The organism is Acinetobacter sp. ANC 3781, assembly GCF_004331285.1.
Taxonomy (GTDB): domain Bacteria; phylum Pseudomonadota; class Gammaproteobacteria; order Pseudomonadales; family Moraxellaceae; genus Acinetobacter.
The window spans coordinates 39,687-62,678 of the sequence record NZ_SJOH01000019.1 but is presented as its reverse complement, the minus strand read 5'-3'; the positions used below and the strand labels follow the sequence as shown (position 1 = coordinate 62,678).

The 22,992-nt window shown below is 42.6% G+C and carries 21 protein-coding genes and 1 pseudogene; 11 read left to right on the top strand and 11 right to left on the bottom strand.

Features of this window, described 5'->3' with window-relative positions; all coding sequences use genetic code 11:
- The 6 genes and pseudogenes from E0H89_RS13715 to E0H89_RS13690 form a co-directional block, all read left to right on the top strand.
- A pseudogene (locus E0H89_RS13715) lies at positions 1–956 on the top strand (DEAD/DEAH box helicase); the annotation flags it as partial.
- Between the two features lie 402 nt (positions 957–1,358).
- Positions 1,359–2,171, top strand: a complete 813-nt coding sequence (locus E0H89_RS13710; RefSeq protein WP_131217819.1) for an ABC transporter ATP-binding protein — start codon at positions 1,359–1,361, stop codon at positions 2,169–2,171.
- Entirely contained in the window at positions 2,168–2,947 is a 780-nt protein-coding gene (gene mlaE / locus E0H89_RS13705) for a lipid asymmetry maintenance ABC transporter permease subunit MlaE (RefSeq protein ID WP_131217818.1), read from the top strand. Before E0H89_RS13710 ends, mlaE begins: the two co-directional genes overlap by 4 nt.
- Positions 2,944–3,612 carry an outer membrane lipid asymmetry maintenance protein MlaD gene (gene mlaD, locus E0H89_RS13700; protein ID WP_131217817.1) on the top strand — a complete coding sequence of 223 codons (669 nt, stop codon included), beginning with the start codon at positions 2,944–2,946 and terminating at the stop codon, positions 3,610–3,612. Before mlaE ends, mlaD begins: the two co-directional genes overlap by 4 nt.
- 18 nt (positions 3,613–3,630) lie before the next feature.
- Entirely contained in the window at positions 3,631–4,263 is a 633-nt protein-coding gene (locus tag E0H89_RS13695) for an MlaC/ttg2D family ABC transporter substrate-binding protein (RefSeq protein WP_131217816.1), read from the top strand.
- Positions 4,264–4,278: 15 nt separating this feature from the next.
- Positions 4,279–4,569 carry an STAS domain-containing protein gene (locus E0H89_RS13690; RefSeq protein WP_131217815.1) on the top strand — a complete coding sequence of 97 codons (291 nt, stop codon included), beginning with the start codon at positions 4,279–4,281 and terminating at the stop codon, positions 4,567–4,569.
- 116 nt (positions 4,570–4,685) lie between these two features.
- Here E0H89_RS13690 and E0H89_RS13685 read toward each other — a convergent pair whose 3' ends face one another.
- Positions 4,686–5,699, bottom strand: coding sequence for a CorA family divalent cation transporter (locus tag E0H89_RS13685; protein WP_131217814.1), 1,014 nt, complete (start codon positions 5,697–5,699; stop codon positions 4,686–4,688).
- A 148-nt stretch (positions 5,700–5,847) separates the two neighbouring features.
- Here E0H89_RS13685 and E0H89_RS13680 point away from each other — a divergent pair, with 148 nt between their 5' ends.
- Together E0H89_RS13680 and E0H89_RS13675 are read left to right on the top strand one after the other, a co-directional pair.
- Positions 5,848–6,441 (top strand): LOG family protein, encoded by a 594-nt coding sequence (locus E0H89_RS13680; protein WP_131217813.1) that lies wholly within the window; start codon positions 5,848–5,850, stop codon positions 6,439–6,441.
- Positions 6,442–6,443: 2 nt separating this feature from the next.
- The gene (locus tag E0H89_RS13675) at positions 6,444–6,851 is read left to right on the top strand and encodes an NUDIX hydrolase (protein ID WP_131217812.1); all 408 of its coding nucleotides are present in this window, start codon (positions 6,444–6,446) and stop codon (positions 6,849–6,851) included.
- A gap of 56 nt (positions 6,852–6,907) precedes the next feature.
- Here the strand turns inward: E0H89_RS13675 and E0H89_RS13670 are convergent, their stop codons facing one another.
- Positions 6,908–7,540 (bottom strand): ComF family protein, encoded by a 633-nt coding sequence (locus E0H89_RS13670; RefSeq protein WP_131217811.1) that lies wholly within the window; start codon positions 7,538–7,540, stop codon positions 6,908–6,910.
- 212 nt (positions 7,541–7,752) lie between these two features.
- Complete coding sequence (gene recG, locus E0H89_RS13665) at positions 7,753–9,798, bottom strand: ATP-dependent DNA helicase RecG (protein ID WP_131217810.1); 2,046 nt, start codon at positions 9,796–9,798, stop codon at positions 7,753–7,755.
- A 35-nt stretch (positions 9,799–9,833) separates the two neighbouring features.
- Between recG and E0H89_RS13660 the strand changes: the two genes are divergently transcribed.
- Positions 9,834–10,640, top strand: coding sequence for an NAD-dependent epimerase/dehydratase family protein (locus E0H89_RS13660; protein ID WP_131217809.1), 807 nt, complete (start codon positions 9,834–9,836; stop codon positions 10,638–10,640).
- A 126-nt stretch (positions 10,641–10,766) separates the two neighbouring features.
- On the opposite strand, the gene plsB is transcribed toward E0H89_RS13660, so the two are convergent.
- Positions 10,767–13,343: a glycerol-3-phosphate 1-O-acyltransferase PlsB gene (plsB, locus tag E0H89_RS13655; protein WP_131217808.1), complete on the bottom strand. Its 2,577-nt coding sequence runs from the start codon at positions 13,341–13,343 to the stop codon at positions 10,767–10,769.
- A 291-nt stretch (positions 13,344–13,634) separates the two neighbouring features.
- Here plsB and E0H89_RS13650 point away from each other — a divergent pair, with 291 nt between their 5' ends.
- Positions 13,635–14,507, top strand: a complete 873-nt coding sequence (locus E0H89_RS13650; RefSeq protein WP_131217807.1) for an acyl-CoA thioesterase — start codon at positions 13,635–13,637, stop codon at positions 14,505–14,507.
- 379 nt (positions 14,508–14,886) lie between these two features.
- Positions 14,887–16,125, top strand: coding sequence for a dicarboxylate/amino acid:cation symporter (locus tag E0H89_RS13645; protein WP_131217806.1), 1,239 nt, complete (start codon positions 14,887–14,889; stop codon positions 16,123–16,125).
- On the opposite strand, the gene E0H89_RS13640 is transcribed toward E0H89_RS13645, so the two are convergent.
- The 7 genes from E0H89_RS13640 to E0H89_RS13610 all read right to left on the bottom strand — a co-directional run bounded on the left by E0H89_RS13640 (position 16,122) and on the right by E0H89_RS13610 (position 22,967).
- Positions 16,122–16,541 carry a VOC family protein gene (locus E0H89_RS13640; protein ID WP_131217805.1) on the bottom strand — a complete coding sequence of 140 codons (420 nt, stop codon included), beginning with the start codon at positions 16,539–16,541 and terminating at the stop codon, positions 16,122–16,124. The genes E0H89_RS13645 and E0H89_RS13640 overlap by 4 nt on opposite strands.
- A gap of 92 nt (positions 16,542–16,633) precedes the next feature.
- A complete protein-coding gene (locus tag E0H89_RS13635; protein WP_131217804.1) occupies positions 16,634–17,578 on the bottom strand; it encodes a metal-dependent hydrolase in 945 nt (314 codons plus the stop codon).
- A 154-nt stretch (positions 17,579–17,732) separates the two neighbouring features.
- Entirely contained in the window at positions 17,733–18,593 is an 861-nt protein-coding gene (gene yihA / locus E0H89_RS13630) for a ribosome biogenesis GTP-binding protein YihA/YsxC (protein WP_131217803.1), read from the bottom strand.
- Between the two features lie 101 nt (positions 18,594–18,694).
- Positions 18,695–19,138, bottom strand: a complete 444-nt coding sequence (locus E0H89_RS13625; protein WP_131217802.1) for an RrF2 family transcriptional regulator — start codon at positions 19,136–19,138, stop codon at positions 18,695–18,697.
- Positions 19,139–19,233: 95 nt separating this feature from the next.
- Positions 19,234–19,998 carry a globin domain-containing protein gene (locus E0H89_RS13620; RefSeq protein ID WP_131217801.1) on the bottom strand — a complete coding sequence of 255 codons (765 nt, stop codon included), beginning with the start codon at positions 19,996–19,998 and terminating at the stop codon, positions 19,234–19,236.
- A gap of 149 nt (positions 19,999–20,147) precedes the next feature.
- On the bottom strand, positions 20,148–21,731 hold the full coding sequence (locus E0H89_RS13615; RefSeq protein ID WP_131217800.1) for a helicase HerA-like domain-containing protein: 1,584 nt from the start codon (positions 21,729–21,731) through the stop codon (positions 20,148–20,150).
- A 33-nt stretch (positions 21,732–21,764) separates the two neighbouring features.
- On the bottom strand, positions 21,765–22,967 hold the full coding sequence (locus E0H89_RS13610) for a PLP-dependent transferase (RefSeq protein WP_131217799.1): 1,203 nt from the start codon (positions 22,965–22,967) through the stop codon (positions 21,765–21,767).
- Positions 22,968–22,992: the final 25 nt, after the last annotated feature.

Below are 22,992 nucleotides of genomic sequence, written 5' to 3'. Positions count from 1 at the left end.
CACACGTAATCAACTTCGGTTTACCGATGAAAAATGAAGACTATGTACACCGTATCGGTCGTACAGGTCGTGCTGGTCGTACAGGTAATGCAATTACTTTAGCGACTTACCGTGAACGCGGTAAAATCCGTGCGCTTGAAGACTTTTTGGATGCACGTTTAAACGTGTCTGAAATTGAAGGTCTTGAGCCATCTCCACCTCCTGCACGCGGTGCTCGTGATGGCGGCGGTCGTGGTCGTGATGGCGGTCGTGGCGGTTTTGGCGGTGGTCGTGGTCGTGATGGCGGTGGTCGTAGTTTCGGCGGCGGTCGTGGCGGTGATCGTCCACAACGTAGTTTCGATGACAAGTCACGTGGCGAACGTCCTTCTTATGGCGATGATCGTCCTAAGCGTGATTTCGGTGATCGTCCAGCTCCACGTCGTGAAGGCGGTTTTGGTGATCGTCCACAACGTTCGTTTGATGACCGTCCTAAGCGTGACTTCGGCGATCGTCCACAACGTTCTTTTGACGACCGTCCTAAGCGTGATTTCGGTGATCGTCCAGCTCCACGTCGTGAAGGCGGTTTTGGTGATCGTCCACAACGTTCGTTTGATGACCGTCCTAAGCGTGATTTCGGTGATCGTCCAGCTCCACGTCGTGAAGGTGGTTTCGGTGATCGTCCACAACGTTCGTTTGGTGACAAACCACGTTCAAATGATGACAACCGTGGTAATCGTGTAGATTACAAACCAGCTCGTGAGGGCGCTGATCGTCCTAAGCGTGATTTCGGTGATCGTCCAGCTCCACGTCGTGAAGGCGGTTTCGGTGATCGTCCACAACGTTCATTCAGCGATGATCGTCCTAAGCGTACTTTTGGTGGCGAAGATCGTCCACGTCGTAGCTTTGATGATAAACCACGTGGTGAGCGTCCAGCTTTTGGTGGTGAAGATCGTCCACGTCGTAAATTTAACGACTAATTTAATCGTTAGATTTAGATAGAAAAAACCGGTGGAAACACCGGTTTTTTTATGGATTAATCTTTGATCTTTTAGGATAAAAATGTATACTCAATCATGTTTTGTCTTAAAATCGTTAAATATGAGCAATGAATCTGCCAACTATATTTGGAATTTTAATCAAGAGGTGATTATGCCTTATATGGGTTTGACCTTATTGTTATGCAATATTGTGTACTTTATCTATCACTCTTTTCTGTAACGCAGTGTCCTGTTTTTATACCTGTTTTTTATAAAAAATAGAATTACAATTATATTCATTAGAAAGTTCACTGGATTGGTTACCTTTTATCTAAAAGTAACATTTTAAACTTTAATCCTTTATAGTATGCATGCTGAAAAAATGTAGGAAAATGCTCAGCTATGAATAATCAAATACCCTCTCGGTCTCTGATTGAGATTAAAAATCTGAGCTTTAAACGAGGGGAGCGTATCATTTATGACAATATCAGCTTAACGATTCGTCGTGGTCAAATCACTGCCATCATGGGGCCTTCCGGTACAGGTAAAACCACATTACTTCGTCTGATTGGCGGGCAGCTAGTGCCAGATCAAGGACAAGTTCTCCTGGATGGAAAAGATATTGCGACAATGACACGGTCTGACCTGTTTGCTGCACGGGCGCGTATGGGCATGCTTTTCCAGAGTGGGGCTCTGTTCACTGATATGACTACCTATGAAAACGTAGCATTTCCCCTTCGTGCCCATACCAAATTACCTGAACACCTGATTGCTGAAATTGTGGCATTAAAATTAGAGTCGGTGGGTTTACGCGGTGCAGAGCAACTGATGCCGTCCGAGCTTTCGGGGGGGATGAACCGTCGTGTTGCATTGGCGCGTGCCATTGCGCTTGATCCAGAACTAATTATGTATGATGAACCATTTGCAGGTCAGGATCCGATTGTAATGGGCGTTTTGAGCCGTTTAATTCGTTCGCTCCGTGAAGCTCTGGATTTAACCACCATTATTGTCTCGCATGATGTGGCTGAGACATTATCGATTGCTGACTATATTTATGTGGTGGCTGAAGGCAAGATTCAGGGGGAGGGGACGCCTGCTGAACTCAGAGAACATGCTTCACCTTTTGTTCGTCAATTTCTCACTGGTTCAATAGAAGGTCCAGTCGATTATCAATTTAGCCATCAAGCTTATTTAAGTGATGAGGTGCGTTCATGAATGCCATTGCCTTATTAGGTAGACGCGTTATTGAACGTGTACGTGGTATCGGTGTGGCAACAGTGATGTTGCTACAAATTTTATTTTCTATGCCGACCAGACTGGGCGTAACGCTATTTATTTATCAAATGCACCGTATTGGGGTCATGTCCTTATTGATCATTGGTGTGTCTGGTCTGTTTATTGGCTTGGTGCTGGGTTTGCAAGGTTATTCAATTTTGGTGAATGTTGGTTCTGAAGCCATGCTCGGAACCATGGTATCACTGACTTTATTACGTGAACTTGCCCCTGTAGTCGCTGCCTTATTATTTGCAGGGCGCGCAGGTTCGGCACTGACCGCTGAAATTGGCCTAATGAAAGCCACAGAGCAACTTTCCAGTATGGAAATGATCGGTGTTGATCCGCTAAAACGTATTGTTTCACCACGTTTGTGGGCAGGTATTGTCAGTTTACCGATGCTAACTGTGATTTTTGCAGCCATTGGTATCTTGGGTGGTAAAATGGTTGGGGTCGATTTTTTAGGTGTTGATGAAGGTTCTTACTGGAGTGGTATGCAAAATGCAGTTCAGTTTGGACATGATATAGTCAATGGTATTATCAAAAGTATTGTTTTTGCCCTGATTTGTACCTGGATTGCGGTTTATCAAGGCTATGCCTGTGAGCCGACATCTGAAGGAATTGCAACATCCACAACCCGTACAGTGGTTTATTCGTCATTGTGTGTATTAGGTTTTGATTTCGTGTTGACTGCGGTCATGTTTGGAGGGGTTCAATGAAATCACGTACAAGTGAGCTGACCGTCGGTATTTTTGTCATTATCTTCGGTGTGGCGTTATTTTTCTTAGCTATGAAAGTAAGTGGATTGTCTGGCACCAATTTACGTGATGCTTATGAGATGACTGCGCAATTTGACAATGTGAATGGGTTAAAACCGCGTGCAAAAGTCACGATGAGTGGAGTAACGATTGGTCGTGTCACCGATATTACCCTTGATCCGGTATCGCGTTTGGCTACCGTTCATTTTGAACTCGATGGTAAGCTGACTTCATTCAATAAAGAGCAGCTTAAAACGGTTAAAGCCAATGCTTTAGAAGAACTTCGCTATAGCACAGAATATACTGAAGCAATGCCTGCACAACAAAAAGAAATGGAAAAACAACTTGTTGATAACATGAACTCCATCACCAGTATTGATGAAGATGCTTATATTATGGTTGCAACCAATGGTTTATTGGGTGAAAAATATTTGAAAGTGGTCCCGGGCGGTGGTTTGAACTACGTAAAACGTGGAGAAAGTATTGCCAATACACAAGGCACCATGGACCTTGAAGATCTAATTAGTAAGTTTATTACTGGTGGTGCGGGTAAATCATCAGAAAAAACGGCAGATGCAAAGACATCGAGTGAATCAACCGGTGCAGAAGCATCATTTGTTGAATAATTTGGAGAGGAAGTTTTAATGAATACTTTAGTTAAACATGTACTTACGGCTAGTATTTTATCAACAATGATGGCGACTACTGCATTTGCAGCACCAGCGGAAACTCCACCTGCTTTTGTAAAAAAAGTTGCAGATGGCCTGATTTCACGCTTAAAAGCGGATAATGCTAAATTGCAAAATAATCCAGCTGCAGTGAAAGCGATTGTACGTCAAAATCTTGATCCCTATATTGATTCACAATCCTTTACACGTATTGTGATGGGTACATATGCGACCAATCAATATAGTACTGCTGCCCAGCGTGCTCAGTTTGAAAGTAACTTCCGTGAAACTTTAATTGAAAACTATGGTAGCGCATTTGCGAAGTTCTCAAATCAATCGTATAGCCTTCGTCCATACAAAGAGACTAACAGTAAAAACCCTGTTGTAACTATGGACTTTAATAATAAAGGTGAAAAAATTCCTGTATCTTTCCAATTGGTGGATAAAGGCAATCAATGGAAAATTCGCAATATTAATGTATCGGGCATTGATTTAGGTTTACAGTTCCGCAATCAGTTTGCATCAACCGTAAAAATTAATGGTGGCAGTTTGGATAAAGCGATTGCAAACTTCCAGCCAGATGCAGATGCGGCGATTAATAAAAAATAATTGAGTAGGTGTTCGGTGATTGAAGTCATTAATCAGGAATTACAAGTTTCTGGAAAAATAGATTATCTAAATGCTGAAAGCTATTACCAGCAGGGTGTGAAACTGATTCAATCTCAAAATCAGTTTCCCGTGGTAGTGAATTTGGCGAAGCTGGAGCATGGTAGTACCTTGGCTTTGGCGGTGCTGGTGCGCTGGTTACGCCAGACTCCGAAAGCTCAAGGTCTACAGTTTAAAGCTGTGCCTGAAAAAATGATCAAAATTATTCAAGCTTGTCATTTGCAAAATGATCTGCAATTGATTACCTGAACACAGGGACAATAAAAAAGCACCTTTAGGTGCTTTTTTATTGTCTGCAAATAGGTATTGATCAAATCGGAAGCATTTCTTGCGCTTCGCTTTAAAAGCAGTATTTTAAAGCTTGCTTAAATCCATTTTTTCCAGCGGAAATAGGCCAGCGGGCCAATAAAGAAAGCAAGCAAAATAATACCGACCATAATAAAACTGGTAGTACCTCTGGCAAAAGGCAATACATCGGTATTCATACCATAAATACTGGCAACCAGCATGGGCGGAGCAAGCATACTTGGCAAGATCGAGAATCGACGGATCGTGTCATTCTGTTCGGTGTTAATGAATCCGGAGGTGGTATCGAGTAAGAATCGTACTTTCTGGAACAAGAAGGCATCATGTTCGACCAGAGATCGCACATCTTCACTCAGCTCTCGAATATCAGCATCGTAAATATGACTGCCCAAAGCACGTGGGCGAGACAAGAAAGTCAGTACACGACGCAAGTCGATTAAACATAATTGGGCTTTTCCAAGCATGTCTTCTAATTGAGCCAAGCGGGTAATCATGTCATCCAAATCGAGTATTTGTTCACGATGACGGTTATTCAATACTTCGGTGGAATATTTTTCCAGGTCTTTATGGACATCTTCCAGGATATCCGCAAGCTCATCCAGTTTGGCTTCAAGCAGACCCAGTAATACCCAGGTGGGATCTTTATAGTCAATTTCATAATCATTACGTCGAGCACGTGCACGAAAGGCACGGAACGCAACCAGTTTTTCACCGCGCAGAGTAAACAGATGCTGTTTATGCAGAATAAAAGCAACCGTTTGTACGGTGGCTAAGATACTCGAATCGTCATCTGTTTCAGCATCAACCTGAAAGTTTTTATTTTTCGTTAAAAAGTAAGTACTGATATGTAAAATACCGTCATCATCACGGTAAAATCGTGCTGATGAGGAAATGTCTTCTAAGGATTTTAGTGTGGGTAAATTCTGTTTATAGGCATCTAATACCCATTGTTCTTCTTCTTGTGAGGGTGCAATTAAATCAATCCACACCAAATCTGGGTGAAGATCAAAGCCTCCATTAATAATGGCATCTTCCAAACTACCGCGCTCTGTGGCGTAAAAGGCTTCAAGCATGCTGTCTTTTCCCTGCGCAGTATAGGTTAATCAATGCGTGTATTTTAGACAAGGAATTGAATAAAAACACTGATTGAATCGCTTTTTTATTAAAAAATCTCCTGAAAAGTTACTTTATTAATATGACATCTTAAAAACAGGTGAAACAATGACGAAATCAATCGCAATTTTTTGTGGTTCAGCTGTGGGAACAGATACTATTTTTTTGGATACCGCACAGAAAATGGGTCAAACCATTGCTCGGCAAGGCAAAACATTGGTCTATGGAGGGGGGCGATCAGGCTTGATGGGTATTGTTGCCGATAGTGCCTTACAGGCAGGAGGTAAAGTCATAGGTGTGATTCCGAATGCATTGGTCGACCGTGAGCTTGCACATCCACATTTAACAGAATTGCATGTGGTTAAAAATATGCATGAACGAAAAACCAAGATGTCAGAACTGTCCGATGCTTTTATTGCTTTACCGGGTGGCGCAGGAACTTTAGAAGAAATTTTTGAGCAGTGGACTTGGGCGCAGTTGGGCATTCATTTAAAGCCGTGTGCATTTTTAAATGTGGACGGTTTTTATGATGATTTACTGAAATTTATCCAGTTGACTACCGTTAAAGGTTTTACCCATGCCCGTTTTACCGACAGTATTATTGCCTCAGATTCTATCGAAGACATTTTACAGCAATTTAATACTTTTCAAGCTCCGCAACCGAAATGGGGTATGGTCGATCAGCAAGAATTGGTGAGATAAAGATGAAAGTGATTACCGTTGCTGCTGCCATTATTTTAAATGATCAGCGCCAGCTTTTAGTAGTTCGGAAGCAGAATACCTCCTGTTTTATGCAGGTCGGTGGAAAGTTGGAACCAAATGAGCTACCTGAACATAGCATGCTGCGTGAAATTCAGGAAGAAATTGGTTGTCAGGCATCGATTGAGCAATTTGTCGGGCGTTTTGAAACGGCAACTGCCAATGAACCTGATCATTTATTGGTCAGTTATGTCTATGTGGTGAGTCTGGATCATACTCCGAAAATTGATGCAGAAATTGCAGAGATGAAATGGGTCGATTTAGAGGATAAAGAAACTCAACTTGCTCCATTGACGACTGAAATTGTGATGCCGTGGGTGAAGCTGTTTTTAACAGAAAGTACAATTGCTTAGATAGTGACTAAAGCAAGTTTTACATTGTTACTTGTCTTTTAAAAACAGAGGAATATTTAAGTTTCTGCACTTGCGATACACATTGCGTAAACTTTATGACAACCCAGTTCTTCAAGCTTTTGTTTTAATGCATAGATAGAGCTGCCTGTGGTCACGACGTCATCTAAAATAAGTACACGGCGGTAACGAAGCTTTGATGTGGGGTTGATCTGAAACTGTTGTTCAATCTGATCAATGCGTTCTAATCGGCTTAAGCCTTTTTGTGAATGTTGCTGTAAACGACTAACAGGTTGCCAGATGGGAACATTCATTTGTTTGGCCATAATTTTAGCCAGGATCAGAGACTGATTGTAACCGCGTTCTAGGAGTCGTCTAGTAGATATCGGCATCGGGACAATAGCCTGAATTTTAGGTAGGCGAAGTTCGATTAGTGCGCCAGCAAGCAAGTTTTGAAAATGCAGTTGTTGTTCGTATTTAAATTTTTGAATAATCCTGTCAATTGGATAGGCATAATGACAAGCCACCTGAATATCCATTTGCTGACGCTGAACTGTACTTTTAGACCATGGCAATTGTTGCCAGCAATCTTTGCAGAGTGAATGGCGGTGTTGTAAGTCTATTCCACAAAGTACGCAGGGGGAAATGCTTTGGATTGCTTTGTAAAGTAATGGGCTAATGAATTGCAGCATGTTTTTATTTTTCTTTTTATTTGATATTAATTTTACACCACATGTATGAAGGCTCAAGAGTTTTTTATTGGATTTAATCATTCATTTTAAAATCTACAAAGCGTATAGCGACTCTTGTTAGGACGGCATCCATGCCACTCATGTGATCGTTGCTACTTGATTAAACATTTTATTTGTACTTGTTATCTAATGTGTTCTTTTGAAATCATGCTTTACACATATGCATAGCGTGGGGCTTCTGGCAGCCAGCGTTTGAGTAAAGCTTTGGCATTTTCCGGATAATCTTTGAGAATTTGCTGTGCCACATAATGCGCCTGATTCAGCAGATGGTCATCACGTTCTAACTTGGCAACCCGAAAACCCATATCTCCGGTTTGCTTGGTGCCAAGTAGCTCACCCGGGCCGCGAATTTCCAGATCTTTTTCTGCAATCACAAAACCATCATTACTTTCACGCAAAATGCGTAATCGTTCCTGACCATTTTGCGATAAAGGACTTTTATAAAGCAGGGCACAGAAACTGGCGGTTGCGCCACGCCCAACCCGTCCACGTAATTGATGTAACTGAGAAAGCCCTAAGCGTTCAGCATTTTCAATTACCATAATCGAGGCATTCGGCACATCAACCCCAACTTCAATGACGGTGGTGGCAATGAGGAGTTGCAGCTGATTGTCTTTAAATTGCTGCATCACCGACTGCTTTTCATCGGCTTTCATTTTGCCGTGTACCAAGCCAATATTGATATGTGGAAAGCGTTCTTTAATTTCCTGATAAGTGGCTTCTGCCGCTTGTGCATCTAAAGTTTCAGATTGTTCCACCAAGGTACAAACCCAATAAGCTTGCTTGCCTTCAGCACAGTTTGTAGCAATCCGGGCTAACACTTCTTCACGGCGGTCTAAAGGAATGGTGACGGTTTGAATCGGGGTACGACCCGGAGGAAGTTCATCAATCACTGAGGTATCCAGATCGCCATAAGCAGACATCGCCAGTGTGCGAGGAATCGGGGTAGCTGTCATCACCAGTTGATGTGGCGTCATGTTGTTGGCCCCTTTATTACGCAAGGCCAGCCGTTGATCTACGCCGAAGCGATGCTGTTCATCAATAATCACCAAACCGAGTTTGGCAAATCCGACATTTTCCTGAAACAGGGCATGGGTACCGACCACCAGATTAGCGGTGCCTTCCTTAATACCTTGTTCTGCTGCTGCACGAGCTTTCCCTTTTTGCTTGCCTGAAAGCCAAGAAACATTAAGACCTAGGGGTTCAAACCATTTTTTAAAATTTAAATAATGCTGTTCAGCCAGAATTTCCGTCGGTGCCATTAGTGCCACTTGCCAGCCTTCTTCTAAAGCATGACAGGCTGCCACGCCAGCCACCAAAGTTTTACCTGCACCTACATCGCCCTGAACTAAACGCAGCATCGGTTTGTTTTGTTTTAAGTCCTGCACAATTTCTTTGGAGACACGTTTTTGCGCATCGGTCAGGCTAAAGGGCAGACTGTTTAATAACTGTTTGGCAAAATTTTTACTGGGTGAAAAAGACGGAGCTTCAATTTGCTGAATATAAGCACGGCGTGAGAGCAGACTAATCTGGTGCGCGACCAGTTCTTCAAAGATTAAGCGCTGCTGGGCTGGATGCGAACCTTGTGCCAGTTGCAACATGTTGGCATTCAGTGGCGGCTCATGGATATATTCCAGTGCCTGTTTCAGCGCATAGCCATTGGTGAATTTTTCTGGCAATAATTCAGGCAGGTCATCACTGTGTTGTTTTAGGGCCTGTTTGACATAATCCCGCAGTTTGGCTTGGGTTAAACCTTCAGTAGCCGGATAAATGGCGGTCAGCTCAGTTTTAGGTAAGGGCGTATGTTCAGTAATCAGCTGGATTTCAGGATGATACATTTCCAGACCACGTGCACCGACACGGACTTCACCAAAGATGCGCAGTTGATTGCCCAGTTTAGCCCGATCGGTCAAAGCCTTATAGACATGGTAAAAACGCAAGGTGATTTTGCCAAAGTCATCTTCTAACAGCACCGCCATGGATTTGCGTTTACCGGGTGGAAAATCCACACCTTTGACGATGCCTTCTAGCAAATAGCTGCGCCCCACGGTCAATTGGTTCATGGGGATGATCGTGCTACGATCTTCATAATCACGCGGCAGATGAAACAGAAGATCATCTGTGCTGAAAATATTCAGTTTTTCCAGTAAAGCAGTAGAGGTATTTCCTACCCCTTGTAATTGATGGACTGCAGCCATTTACCCTCAACTTCGGTTATGTAATCAGGTGTTTAATGCATATATTATTTATTGGTTATGGTAAAACATCTCGGCGCGTTGCTAAACAGTTATTTGAGCAAGGCCACCAAATTACCACAATTAGCCAAAGTCCGAAAACTGATGAATTTGCGACGCATCTAATTCAGGATGTTCATCAGCTCAATTTAACCCAGATCAAGCCTATAGATTGGGTGTACGTTTTGCTATCACCTTCACAGAGCAGTATCGAAGGGTATCAACAAACCTATATCGATTCTGTTGCTCCCATTGTAGCCGCGTTAAAACAGCATCCCATTCAAAAGATCGTGGTTGTGTCGTCTACTCGTGTCTATGGTGAAAATAAGGGTGAGCGCATTGATGATGCATCATGTATTCAACCTGTTGATGAACAGGGCAGATTATTACGACAAATGGAACAGCTTTATCAGCAGGCTTTTCCAAAACAATGCATCATTACTCGCCCAACCGGGATTTATGGAACTTCGATAGCCAGAATGATCAAGCTGGCCGAGAGTACTCGAACTTATGCCAACATACATTGGTCAAACCGAATTCATATCGACGACTTGGCACGGTTTCTTGCACACTTGATTCACGTGGAACATCTAAAGAATTTGTATATTGTCAGCAATAATCAGCCGCTCCCTTTGCATGAAATTATTCAATGGTTTCAACAACAGCTGAATTTAGCGGAACTAGTTCTAGACAGTGAGGTAGTGTCAGGAAAAAGGATTTATGCAACTCGAATGCTTGAAACAGGATTTGAGCTGGAACATGCAGATTGTTTTGAGGACTATTTGCAGATGTGGGAAAAAATATAAGAAACTCTCCTTCCTTCTTTTTAAAGGAGGGGTTAGGGGAGGATTAAAATTAAACCATCCCCTTGCGGACTTGAAATATATTTCGAGCTCCTCATCTCCTAAAAGGAAAATGAACTCGTAAGGCTCTTATTTCTTTTTGCGCTTCAAACGACGTTTCGCTTGTTGAGCAGCAACAGCATCCAAAGCTTCTTTCAGCTCTTCATCGCTAAAGGTCGTAATGTGCTGAAGCATTTGTAAAGTCACATCATCCAAAACCAAGTTGGCGTACTGCGCAACATTCTGGAAGTTCTCATCAAACACAATGGCGTTGTCTTCGTTGTTGCGAATATAGCCCTGCTGAGTCAGTACCTTAATAAAGCTTTGGAACAGGGCTTTATCAAAAAATTCTGGAGAATTGAACTCATACAGAACAGACAGGCGTTGACCGACCAAATAACTGAGTTCTTCAACTTGACGGGTTGAAATATTACCTGAACCACGTTGCGTGATTAGTGCTAAGGTCATGTAATACCGCTCAAGACTTTGCATCACAGGAGCAGCCAGAACCACAAGCTGGTTATGATCTTCTGAGTTTGGCGCTGGAGATTCCAGGTTGCCTTCTGTATCTATAGAGATCAATTCCGCATGAATTAAAGCTTCAACATAAGCACAAATCTGATCTTTGAGATCCTCATCTTGCCATTTCAAGAACAATTCAGCTTTCAAGAATGGATATAGCGTGCGAATCACATTGATCAGATCACCACGACGAATCGAACCGTTATGTTCAACCAAGGCAGCAATTAAAGACGGCAATACAAAAGCATGCAAAATGTTATTGCGGAAGTAGGTCAGTAATACAGCTTGATTATCTTCAATCGCAATAATATCGCCCAACACGTGTTTGATGCGTTTAATCAGCTTCAGTTTTAGACCATAGGCAATAATTTCTTTGCCTGAAAGCGGTGTGACTTGGGTGCGTTCATCGTAAGGTAAGGCAGCAACCAAATTACGATAAACATCCAGCTGTTTAATGCAGATTTCTTCATCTAAGGTATGTTTTGGCGTTGCCAGTAGAATCAGAGAAAGCAGCGATACCGGGTTAATTACCACAGCCCGGTTAATGTTTTCTAAAATTGCATTGCCTGAACCGTTGACTGCATCCGACACTTCTTGCGGAACTGGGTCATCATTCTTTTCAATTTTGATTTGATCTGCACCGTGTTTTTTCAGCATGTCATCTAAAAATACCGGTTCACCAAAGTTCACATGCACTTTACCGAAAATGCGCTCGATTTTACGCAAGGTTTTTAAAATGCCAATAATCGACTCAGATTCTTTCGGCTTGCCTTGCATTTCACCGACATAGGTTGAGCCTTCCATCAGGCGTTCATAGCCAATATACGTCGGCAGGAATACGATCGGTTTTGATCGGCCACGCAAATGGCTATGTACCGTCATCGCAAGCATGCCTGTTTTCGGTGGCAACAAACGTCCGGTGCGTGAACGGCCGCCTTCAATAAAATATTCCAGCGGGGTGTTGCGCGATAAAATGCTGTACAGGTATTCTTTAAATACCGTGGTATATAAGCCATTGCCACGGAAGGTGCGACGAATAAAGAAGGCACCGCCACCACGGAGTAATTGACCCACAAACGGCATATTCAGGTTATCACCTGCAGCAATGTACGGAACCATCATGCCACGTTTATAAATCACATAAGACAGCAACAAGTAGTCAATGTGACTGCGGTGGCAAGGGGTATAAATAATTTCGTAGTCTTTGGCGAGTTCACGTACGGTACTAAAATTATGCACTTCTACGCCGTCATATAGCTGTGTCCATAAACGGGTCAGCGCCATATCGGCAAAATGCACCGCAGAATGTGAATAATCAGAGACAATCTCGTTTAAATAAGCAATCGCACGACGTTCCGATTCAATCATGCTGACTTTACTGCGTATGCTTTCACGGCGAATTGCTTCTTGCACATCTTTAGATTTGATCAGTGAATGCATGACATTGCGGCGGTCTGACAGGTCAGGGCCGAGTACAACTTCGCGCTGACCGTCTAAATACTTATTCAGGGTATTGAGGATATAGGTCGCAGGCGACAAGTTTGGATGGGTCTTTCTGGCAAATTCGACCAGCGTACGCAAGGATTGCCCTTGATGGAATTCCAGATAAGACTGACGGCCATGCAAGCCGATATTCACCAGTTGTTTAACTGTACCCGGGGTTGCCCAAGTATCCGTAAACAGCAGCTTGAACCAGGAATCTTCTTTATCAGGTGAGCGCCCCCACAGCACAGTCACAGGAATAAGCTCGATATCAACTTCAGGATGATTTTCTAAAAGATCAATTAAACGGAGTAAGCGTGGCGGAAAAGCATGCGGTGGAGGATTGAGTAAATTATTTTCATTGTGATGTTGTAAGAACAACACAGATGCTTTTTCTTTCTGATTCCCGACCACTAACGGATCTAAGGCAGGGGGAAGTTTGAGACGTCGTGTTTCACCATCAACAATCAGTGCATTGCTACGTGAGTAGTTTTGTAGAACATAACAGATGATTTTTTGCTTAATCGGTTGCTCTGTTGCTGTATTTTCTTCTGTAGTTGTCGGTTCAGTAGGAACCTCACCAAGAACATGTGGGGTTACCACGAGGTCAAGCAGCTTGCTTGAAAGCTGACGATAGATTTGACCAAAGCCACTCTTGGACATATACACTCCTACTTAAATGACCGAAACCACAGATGTTCTGAGGGGGGATTATTTAGCATCATTATAATTTAAAACATTATGTCATTTTCTGACAAAATGCATGTTGATTGTTAAATATATCGTTAAAAATCGTCTTTTTAGCCACTATATACCATAAATAATCTGACACACCAGTCAGTCTAACTGTAGGGCTTTGGTCTGGATTTATGGCAAAATAGCTGCAATAGTTTATCTGATTGATTTAAATTTTTCGCCTACATTTCAGGTATCCCCCAGCAAAATAGGTCGTTTATGAATGCGTTAACCCAAGAATTGGTTGAATTACTTAGCCTTGAAAAAATTGAAGAGAATGTCTACCGAGGGATAAGCCGAAACTTGGTCGGAAAACGTGTTTTTGGTGGCCAAGTGTTAGGACAGGCATTACGAGCTGCCTCGTATACAACGGATCGTCCTGCACATTCACTGCATGCTTATTTCTTGTATGGAGGGGATATCAATGCACCTATTCTGTATCAAGTCGACCGTTTGCGAGATGGCAAGAGCTTTGTCAGTCGCCAAGTCCGTGCCATTCAACATGGTCGTACCATTTTTACCGCGATGATTTCTTTTGCCCATCCAGAAGAGGGGTTGAATTACCAGATTAGTGAACCTGAATATCCGGCACCAGAACAGGTAAAATCAGAAGCTGAACTGAAAAAAATGTTTGTGGAATTTGTGCCGGAAAATGTGCGTGCCAGTTTTATGCGCGATCGCCATATTGATATTCGTCCGATTGATCCAAGCAATCCATTTCAACCCCAACCTGAAGCGCCATCTTATGCGCACTATTTGCGGACGCATGATACAATCGCGCCAGAAATTGACGAGCTTTCTTTACATCAGGCCATTGCTGCATTTTATTCAGACTTTACTTTAATGACCACAGCGCTTCGTCCGCATGGTTTAAGTTATTTATCGCCAAGTTTGCAATGTGCCAGTATTGATCATGCCATGTATTTCCATAAGCCATTCCGTGTGGATGAATGGATGCTATACGACATGGATGCTACGGTAAGTGCGAGTTCGCGTGGCCTGAATTTCGGTCGCATGTGGCAAAATGGTGAGCTGGTATGCAGTACTACTCAAGAAGGTCTAATTCGTATCCGCGAAATTGAAACCCAATAACAGATCATATTTGTTTTTAAAAAAACCGGGTATAAAGCCCGGTTTTTTTAAAATGTTATTTTAGTGGCAGTGCGGAATATCTTCCGAGACATCTTTATGGCAGCCATGGCCAGAATGAGCAAAAGCTGTTCCCATACTGAATATGAGCGTGGCGATAAGAATTATTTTTTTCATATGGGTACTCTTTTAATTATTTGTAGAGGAGTAGTGATTCAAAAGCAGATTTTATGCCATTTATTCGGCAAGTCGTTGGAGATTCAGATAAAGTGTAAATTATGCTTTTGTATATTTGTGCTGAACTTGTGACAAAAAGTTCCTCGATTCTAAAAATAAGGCATGGCATAGTGCGTGCAAGACTTAACAATAAAAGCATGTAGAGATGAGCTTAAATACCCAAATTTTGATTGCTGCAATTTTAGGCGTGGCTTTCGGTTTTATTCTGAATCTTTATCCCGACACCGCATTTTTTAATGCCAGTTTGTATGGTTTGGGAATTGCCAGCAGTATTTTTATTGGCTTATTGAAGATGCTGTTAATTCCCCTTATTTTTAGTTCAATTGTAGTTGGCGTCTCCAATTTACAATCGGGTGGGCAATTAGGCAAAGTCTGGAAAATTACCTTGGCCTGCTGTGTTACGACCACCACTTTGGCTTTAATTCTCGGGATCAGTTGTGCGCATCTGTTTGATGTCGGCAAGGGCGTAGACATTGCCTTGTTTCAGGATGCTATGAATACGCATCAAACCCCGGACACTTTAACGCCAACCTCATTTTTCACCAATTTTATTCAAAATACCCTAATCAATCCTTTTAAAGCTTTTTCCGAAGGCAATGTCCTGGCTGTAGTACTGTTTGCCTTATTTTTTGGGGTGGCTTTGGTACATGGCGGCGAACGTTTCAAAACTGTACGTCAGGTCAGTCAGCAGTTTTTTGACATGATGATGTTTATGATCATCTGGGTAATGCGACTTGCACCGATCGGTATTTTTGCTCTGCTGGCAAAACTCATTTCAACCGAAGACATTTCTGTACTGAACCGTCTGATGGAATTTGCTGCTGTGGTGACCGGAACCACTATTTTTCACGGTGCCGTGGTTTTACCACTCCTATTGTGGATTTTTGGCAAGATGGATCCGATTACCTTTTTTAAAGGCACACGCACAGCCCTGATTACTGCTTTTGCAACCAGTTCCAGTTCGGCCACCCTGCCACTTTCCATGAAGTGTGCTCAAGAGAACTTGGGGGTACGTCCAGCAACAGCCGGTTTCGTTATTCCCTTGGGAACACAGCTAAATATGGATGGCACAGCACTTTATGAAGCTGCTGCGGCTTTATTTATTGCCAACTTGATGGGGCTGGATTTAAGTATTGGACAACAGCTTATTGTTTGTTTGACAGCTATGATTGCCTCCTTGGGTGCACCGGGTATTCCAAGTGCAGGCATGGTGACCATGATTATGGTATTGCAGTCAGTCGGTCTGCCCGCGGAAGCCATTGCCATTTTATTACCGATAGACCGTTTACTGGATACCGTGCGTACTGTGGTTAACGTGCAAGGCGATATGATGATTAGCGTGGTGGTCGACCGTCACACCCGTGATGAGGAAATTCCAACTTAATCGTTTTCCCAGCATGGATTCCAAATTACCTCCCAAACATGCCCATTGGGATCTTGAAAATAACCTGCATATCCACCGTAAAAGGTAGCTTGTGCAGGTTTAATAATTTGAGCACCTGCACGTGCTGCTTGTGCCATGACTTGATCGACTTCTAATGGACTAAAAACATTATGTCCAAGGGTCATTTGGGTCGGACACATTGGGTTCAGTTCCAGACCGGTATCCTGCTGAATACTCTGTTGCGGCCATAAGGCAAGTTTTAAATCTGATTGCAGATCTATAAAAGCGACTGCACCATATGCATAGTCTTGACCCAGAATGCCTTTACTATGTAAGCCCAAACCTTCACAATAAAACTTGAGTGATTCCTCTAAGTCCTTGACGGCAAGCGTAATAACAGAAATATACGGCTTCATTTTTTATCCTGATTTTTTTCTTATCTGGATTTATTGTAGTGTAAATAAAAGCAGGGCATAAAGCCCTACTGTTTGGTATTTGTGTGATTGCTTTAAGCGACTTTCAGTGCTGCCCGTTTTGCAGCAGGGGAAGTGTTCAAATAGGCAATTGCATCTTCAGTTTTGGCTTCATGCACCGGATCGTACCAAGGCATTAAATATCCCAGTTGTTGTGAAACCAGCCACAGTGGGTTCGGCATTAAGCGATTATCTTTTTGTGAAATGCGATACCATTCACGCCAGATCCACGGTTTAAATACCTGGGGGCGAACAGATTTAAAACGTTCATCCTGCTGCATGATATGCGCTGCACCATCGACCCATAAACCAAGCACACCTGCAATGACCACCACACTTAAGTAATAACGCGCAATATAGCCACCGCCGAGATGACGGTATAAATCAAAGGCTACGGTACGGTGTTCTATTTCTTCTGCGCCGTGCCATTTGACCAGATCGAGCATGGCAGGATCGGCACCAAGCTGTTCCCAATATTGGTTATACAAAATATATTTTCCCAGCACGCAGGTCATATGCTCAACTGTAGCGATAATGCCGAGACGAAATAAGTCCCACTGATGTTCGAGTGATTTTGGTACCCTTAAACCGAGCGGTTGGTCTGCCAGTAACGTGCCAAAGAGGAAATCCATGAGTTTAAGATTGCGCTCTACATCAATGTTGCGCACCGAGAGATATTCTTTATTCGCTGAAGCATGTGCCTGTGCATGCATGGCTTCCTGGCGGATAAAAGCTTTGACATCCTGTTTGAGTTTTTCATCGCTAATTTGTGGCAAGACTTTGTTATATAAACGGCAGAACCAGAATTCGCCCGCAGGTAAAATCATATTAATTTCATTGACGAAATAACTGACAAAAGGCTGATTGGGAATCCAGTCGACAGGGGTCTGTTGCCATTCAAATTTGACTTTACGCGGCTTGATTTGGTAATCAATTGATGATCCAGTTTTAGACTTTTTCAATAACGATAAAAACTTCATCATCCTGTCCTTATTTTGTCTGTGATCAAGTTATTTGGTCCGTGATCATGATTGCATCGACTTAGGAGCAGTATAAAAAAATGCCCTCAATTGTGCTTAGCAATAGAGGACATTCAAATATCAATAGATGATAAATTTTGTCAGACAACCGGTATTAATCAGCTTGTCTGCTTTCATCGGTCACATCGTCGGCAATTTCGATCTCTGCCTCATCATCTGCATCCATAATTTCTACTGGTTCATCCAGATCGTTGGCGTCAGCTTCAGGAATGCTATCTAAATCGAATTCAGTCGCTTGTTCCAGGGTAAAGTTCAGACGACCGGCCATCACGCTGGCAAGTTCTTCCAAACCTTGTTTGTTCATCGATGAGAACAACTGAATCGAAAAATTAAGCTTCATTTTTCTCAATTGCTGTTGCACTTCTTGCAACGCTTTTGATGCAGGGCCACGGTTCAATTTGTCTGATTTAGTCAACAATACATGGACAAACAATTTACGTGAATAGGCCCATTCCAGCATCATCACGTCAAAGTGTTGCAGGGGATGGCGAATATCCATCAACAACACCAACCCTTGCAGGCTTTGACGATGAATTAGATAATTTTCCAGTTCTTTCTGCCAAACCAGTTTCATTGCTTCAGGTACAGCTGCATAACCATAACCCGGCAAATCCACCAGACGCTGATCCGGATTACCCAAGCTAAAGAAGTTGATCATTTGGGTGCGACCCGGCTTTTTCGATGCACGTGCCAACTGTTTTTGATTGGTTAAGGCATTGATGGCACTGGATTTACCGGCATTTGAACGGCCTGCAAAAGCAATCTCATAACCTGTATCTTCTACACACAGGTTGAGCTTTGGCGCACTCATCAAGAATTCGGCTTGGCGTAACCAGTTGAGTGAACGCACAGAATATTCAGTAATGGCAGAATCAACTTTTTTCTCATAGCTGATCTTTTGCTTAGGCGCATTGGCTATTTTACTGTTTTTGGATTTTCCTCTGCTGTGGTGCATAACTCAACTTCAATAAATGATCTACAAAGAAACATTATAAAGGAAGTCGTCTAGGCAAGCGACCTTTGCATTTTGAAAGCAGTAAAACTTCCGCTGGCGATTTAAAGATTAATCAGCGAAATGAGGGGTGAGGTGGTAACTTTACTGGAACTACTTTGATCAAGTACATCGCCTAAACGATAGTGATCTAAGGATTGATAAAACTGTTCAAGTGCTTGATCTAAAATGCCTTTAAGGCCACAGTTGCTGCGCAGTACGCAAGGTGGTGTATTGCATTCCACAATCTGGTTATCGCCTTGCAGGATACGCACAATTTGACCCAGATTTAAATTTAAAGTTTCTGCATTTAGGCGAATCCCGCCGCCTTTTCCACGTGTGGTAATGATCCAGTCCTGTTTTCCCATGAAATGAACAATTTTAACCAGATGATTTTGCGAGACATGTAAATCTCGTGCAATCTCGGCAATGGTATAGGGGATATCTCTGGGTCTGGAGATGTACATCAATAGACGCAAGGCATAATCAGTAAATTTATTGAGTTGCATAGAGTCTTTAAAAGATAAAGATGAGGAGGGAGATTTATAGGGTAGCTTGAAAGTCCCCCGAAAGGAACTTTCAATCAGAATTAATTATTCAGCATTTAGCCTTTAACGGGTGCAGAAACCTGAACCACATCTCCTGTTTGGTAGTTTTCAAGCAAAATGTTGGCTACAGAATACTCTGTATGATTTACTTCAGGTTTTACATCAAAGGTAAACTGATCTGCAGATTGAGCATCTGCAAAGGTAAATTGTTGTGGCTGTTGAATGTCATGTCCAGGAACTTTAACTTTCACAGAAATATAACTTCCTGCTTCAGCAGCAACAACCGGCTTGCCATCTTGTGCTTTTAAAGTAAAACGTTTACCGGCATCGGTTGCTTCAACTGCAGTCACTTCAAAGGCACGCCATCCAGCCCAACCGCCATTTTGTGCAGCCAAACCTTCATATTTCTGTTTTTCTACCCCAGCCAGGATGCCTGCCAATTGCATATAAGCTTCTTTCCAAGCAGCAATCAGGTCAGATTCGAAGGGTACATTTAAAACTTCGCTAATTGAATGCAATAGATTGTCACCTACAATGGCATATTGATCAGGTTGAATATCAAGACTGACATGCTTAGTTGTGATGTGTTCAATCGCTTTAGCTAAAACACTTGGATTTTCAATATGTTCTGCATAGGCCAATACCGCTGCTGCTAAGGCACGTGGCTGACGGCCACTAGTTTGATGATCTAAGTTAAAGACATTTTTTAATTCTGGATTATTGTTCAGCATGCGGTTGTAAAAATAGCTGGTCAGTGCAACACCATTTTCACGTAGGACAGGGACAGTGGATTTAACAAGTTCAATATGTTGTGGAGTCATGGCTAGAACATCTTTTGTTGTGGCTATAAGATGTATTTAAAATACATCTTATAAAAATTATTGTAAATACATCTTTTTAAAAAACCATAAAAAAATTATGGAATATCTGAATATCCCATAATTTTGAAAATCCTGATAGGAAAAAGAAGTTATTTTCTGCCGAAAAGAGAACCGAGCAAACCACGGACAATTTTTTGTCCTGTACTGCCCCCTAAACTGCGTGCCGCACTTTTGGCAAATGTCCCGACAATATCCTGAGTCATTTTTTCGCGTTGTTTTGATACGTGATCAGCTTCTTTCTGCTGCTCACGTGCAATACGTTCTTGTTCGCGTGCTTGCTGCTTTGCAAAAGCTTCCTGATCTTTTGCTTGTTGTTTGGCTAACGCTTCTTGTTCTTTGGCTTGCTGTTTCGCTGTTTCTTCAGCAACTGCTTGTTGCTGACGTTGGACGACTTTTTGCTGCAACATTTCATAAGCACTTTCGCGGTCAATATGTTGTTCATACACCCCGGCAACGATGCTTTGATTCATCAGTATTTTACGTTCATCTACGCTCATCGGGCTAAATGAAGAGTAGGGTGGCATCACCCAGCCCCGCTCTACAATTTGTGGAATACCTTGTTCATCCAGACAGCTAATTAAGGCTTCACCGACACCCAGTTCGGTAATGGCTTGATCGACCTTAAATTCAGAATTGGCACGGAAAGTATCTGCTGCCGTTTTTACCGCTTTTTGATCTTTCGGGGTGAAGGAACGTAAGGCATGTTGTACACGGTTACCGAGTTGTCCTAAAACGCTTTCAGGCAGGTCGAGTGGATTTTGAGTGACAAAATAAATTCCTACACCTTTGGAGCGAATCAGACGCACCACCTGTTCAATTTTTTCCTGTAGCGCTGCGCTGGCATTATCAAACAATAAATGCGCTTCATCGAAGAAGAACACCAGTTTAGGTTTATCCATATCGCCCACTTCAGGCAATTGTTCAAACAGTTCTGATAGCATCCAGAGCAAGAAGGTGGCATACAGTTTTGGGGTATTCATCAGCTTGTCTGCGGCAAGTAAATTGATATTGCCGCGACCTTGGCTGTCAGTCTGAATGAAATCCATAATGTCTAAAGCGGGTTCGCCAAAAAACTGATCACCACCTTGGTCTGCAAGAGCCAGTAAGTTGCGTTGAATGGCACCCAGACTGGCAGGAGAAAGATTGCCGTATTCCGCCTGAAATTCTGCAGCATGTTCAGATACATAAGCGAGGATTGATTTTAAGTCCTTAAAATCAATCAGCAGTAAGCCCTGATCATCTGCAATCCGGAAAACCGCCGAAAGTACCCCTTCCTGTGTCTCATTCAGATTGAGCATTTGTGCTAATAGTAACGGTCCTATTTCCGAAACCGTAGTACGGATCGGATGACCTTGTTGGCCAAATAAGTCCCAAAACACTACGGGTGATGCAGCAAACGGGATAGATTCAATCTTTAGGACTTTAAGGCGTTCATCGAATTTAGCATTGCTTGACCCCGCTTTAGCCAAGCTTGAAACATCGCCTTTGGCATCGGCTAAAAATACGGGCACACCCATTCGGGAAAAGTTTTCTGCAAGAACTTTTAAAGTCACCGTTTTACCCGTTCCCGTTGCACCCGCGATTAAGCCGTGACGGTTGGCGAACTGTGAATGTAGAACAATCTCTTGTTGAGTATTCGAGGTTTTCTTGGCAATAACGATAGGTGTACCCATGTCTGTTCCTATTTTATTTTCTTGTGTTCTGAGTTATTCGAGTTGTGGTGTATTTAATTGTTTTAACGCGTTTTCTATATCTTGAATTAAATCGCTTGGATGTTCCAGTCCTATACAAAAACGAACCAATAATCCTTGTTGTAAATGTGTATGCTCAAGTACACGCATATCCTTTAAGTTATAAAGCATGACTAGGCTGATAGGGCCACCCCAGCTAAAACCCAGCTTAAATAGTTGTAAGGCATCGCAGAATCTGCGGATATCTTTCAAACTATATTCAGGTTTGAAAATAACACTGACCAGGCCGGTACTTTCACCTGTGGTACAAATCTCTTTCCAATAATTATGACCAGCAGATGAGTCATCGGCAGGATGTAGCACCTGAACAAATTCTTGCTGTTGTTTCAGCCAGTTCAGTAGTTTTAAAGTACTTTGAGACTGATGTTCATAACGAACTCGCATGGAAGCTAAACTGCGTTGAACTTGTGCAGCATCATCCCCTGAGATAGAAATGCCTTGAATGGCATGCATGCGGAACAGTTTGTGATGCAGGTTTTTGTCATCTGTCACCACCGAACCCATCAAAATATCACCGCCACCACTTGGGTATTTCGTCAATGCATGCACGGTCAGATCAACACTTAAATGCTGATCAGAAAAATCAAATGCATTAAAGGCAAGGCCTGCTCCCCAAGTATTGTCCAGTGCAGTCAGGATAGTGTGTGCTTGAGCTTTTTTGACCAAGCCGACCAAATCGGGAAACTCTAAAGTGACTGACCCTGCAGCTTCCAACCAAATCAGTTTGGCTTTATTCGTAGGTTGGAAACTATCCACATCTATTGGATTGTAAACCTTAACTGTAATACCGTAACGTGTTTCCAGATTGCGTAGATGTTCCATGTTTGGACCATAGATATTGTCTGCAACCCAAACTTCATCTCCGTGTGCCAAAAAGCATGAATTTACCAGATTGATGGCAGACAAACCACTTGGCGCCAGCAGGCAATATTCACCGCCTTCAATTTGGGCAAGGTTGTCGCCCAAAGTAAAAGTAGTCGGTGTACCATGGGTGCCATAACTATAGTCATAGTCGTCGGTCCAATGGCGATTAAACAGTGCATTGGTATCTTTAAAAATAATGGTTGATGCACGAAACAGGGGAGGTTGGACCGTAGAAATGTACTGAGGCGCTTTACGTGGTGCATGAATCAGTTCTGTTTGCGAATTCTTTTTCAATTTTTTGCTCTAAGTCGTATCAAAA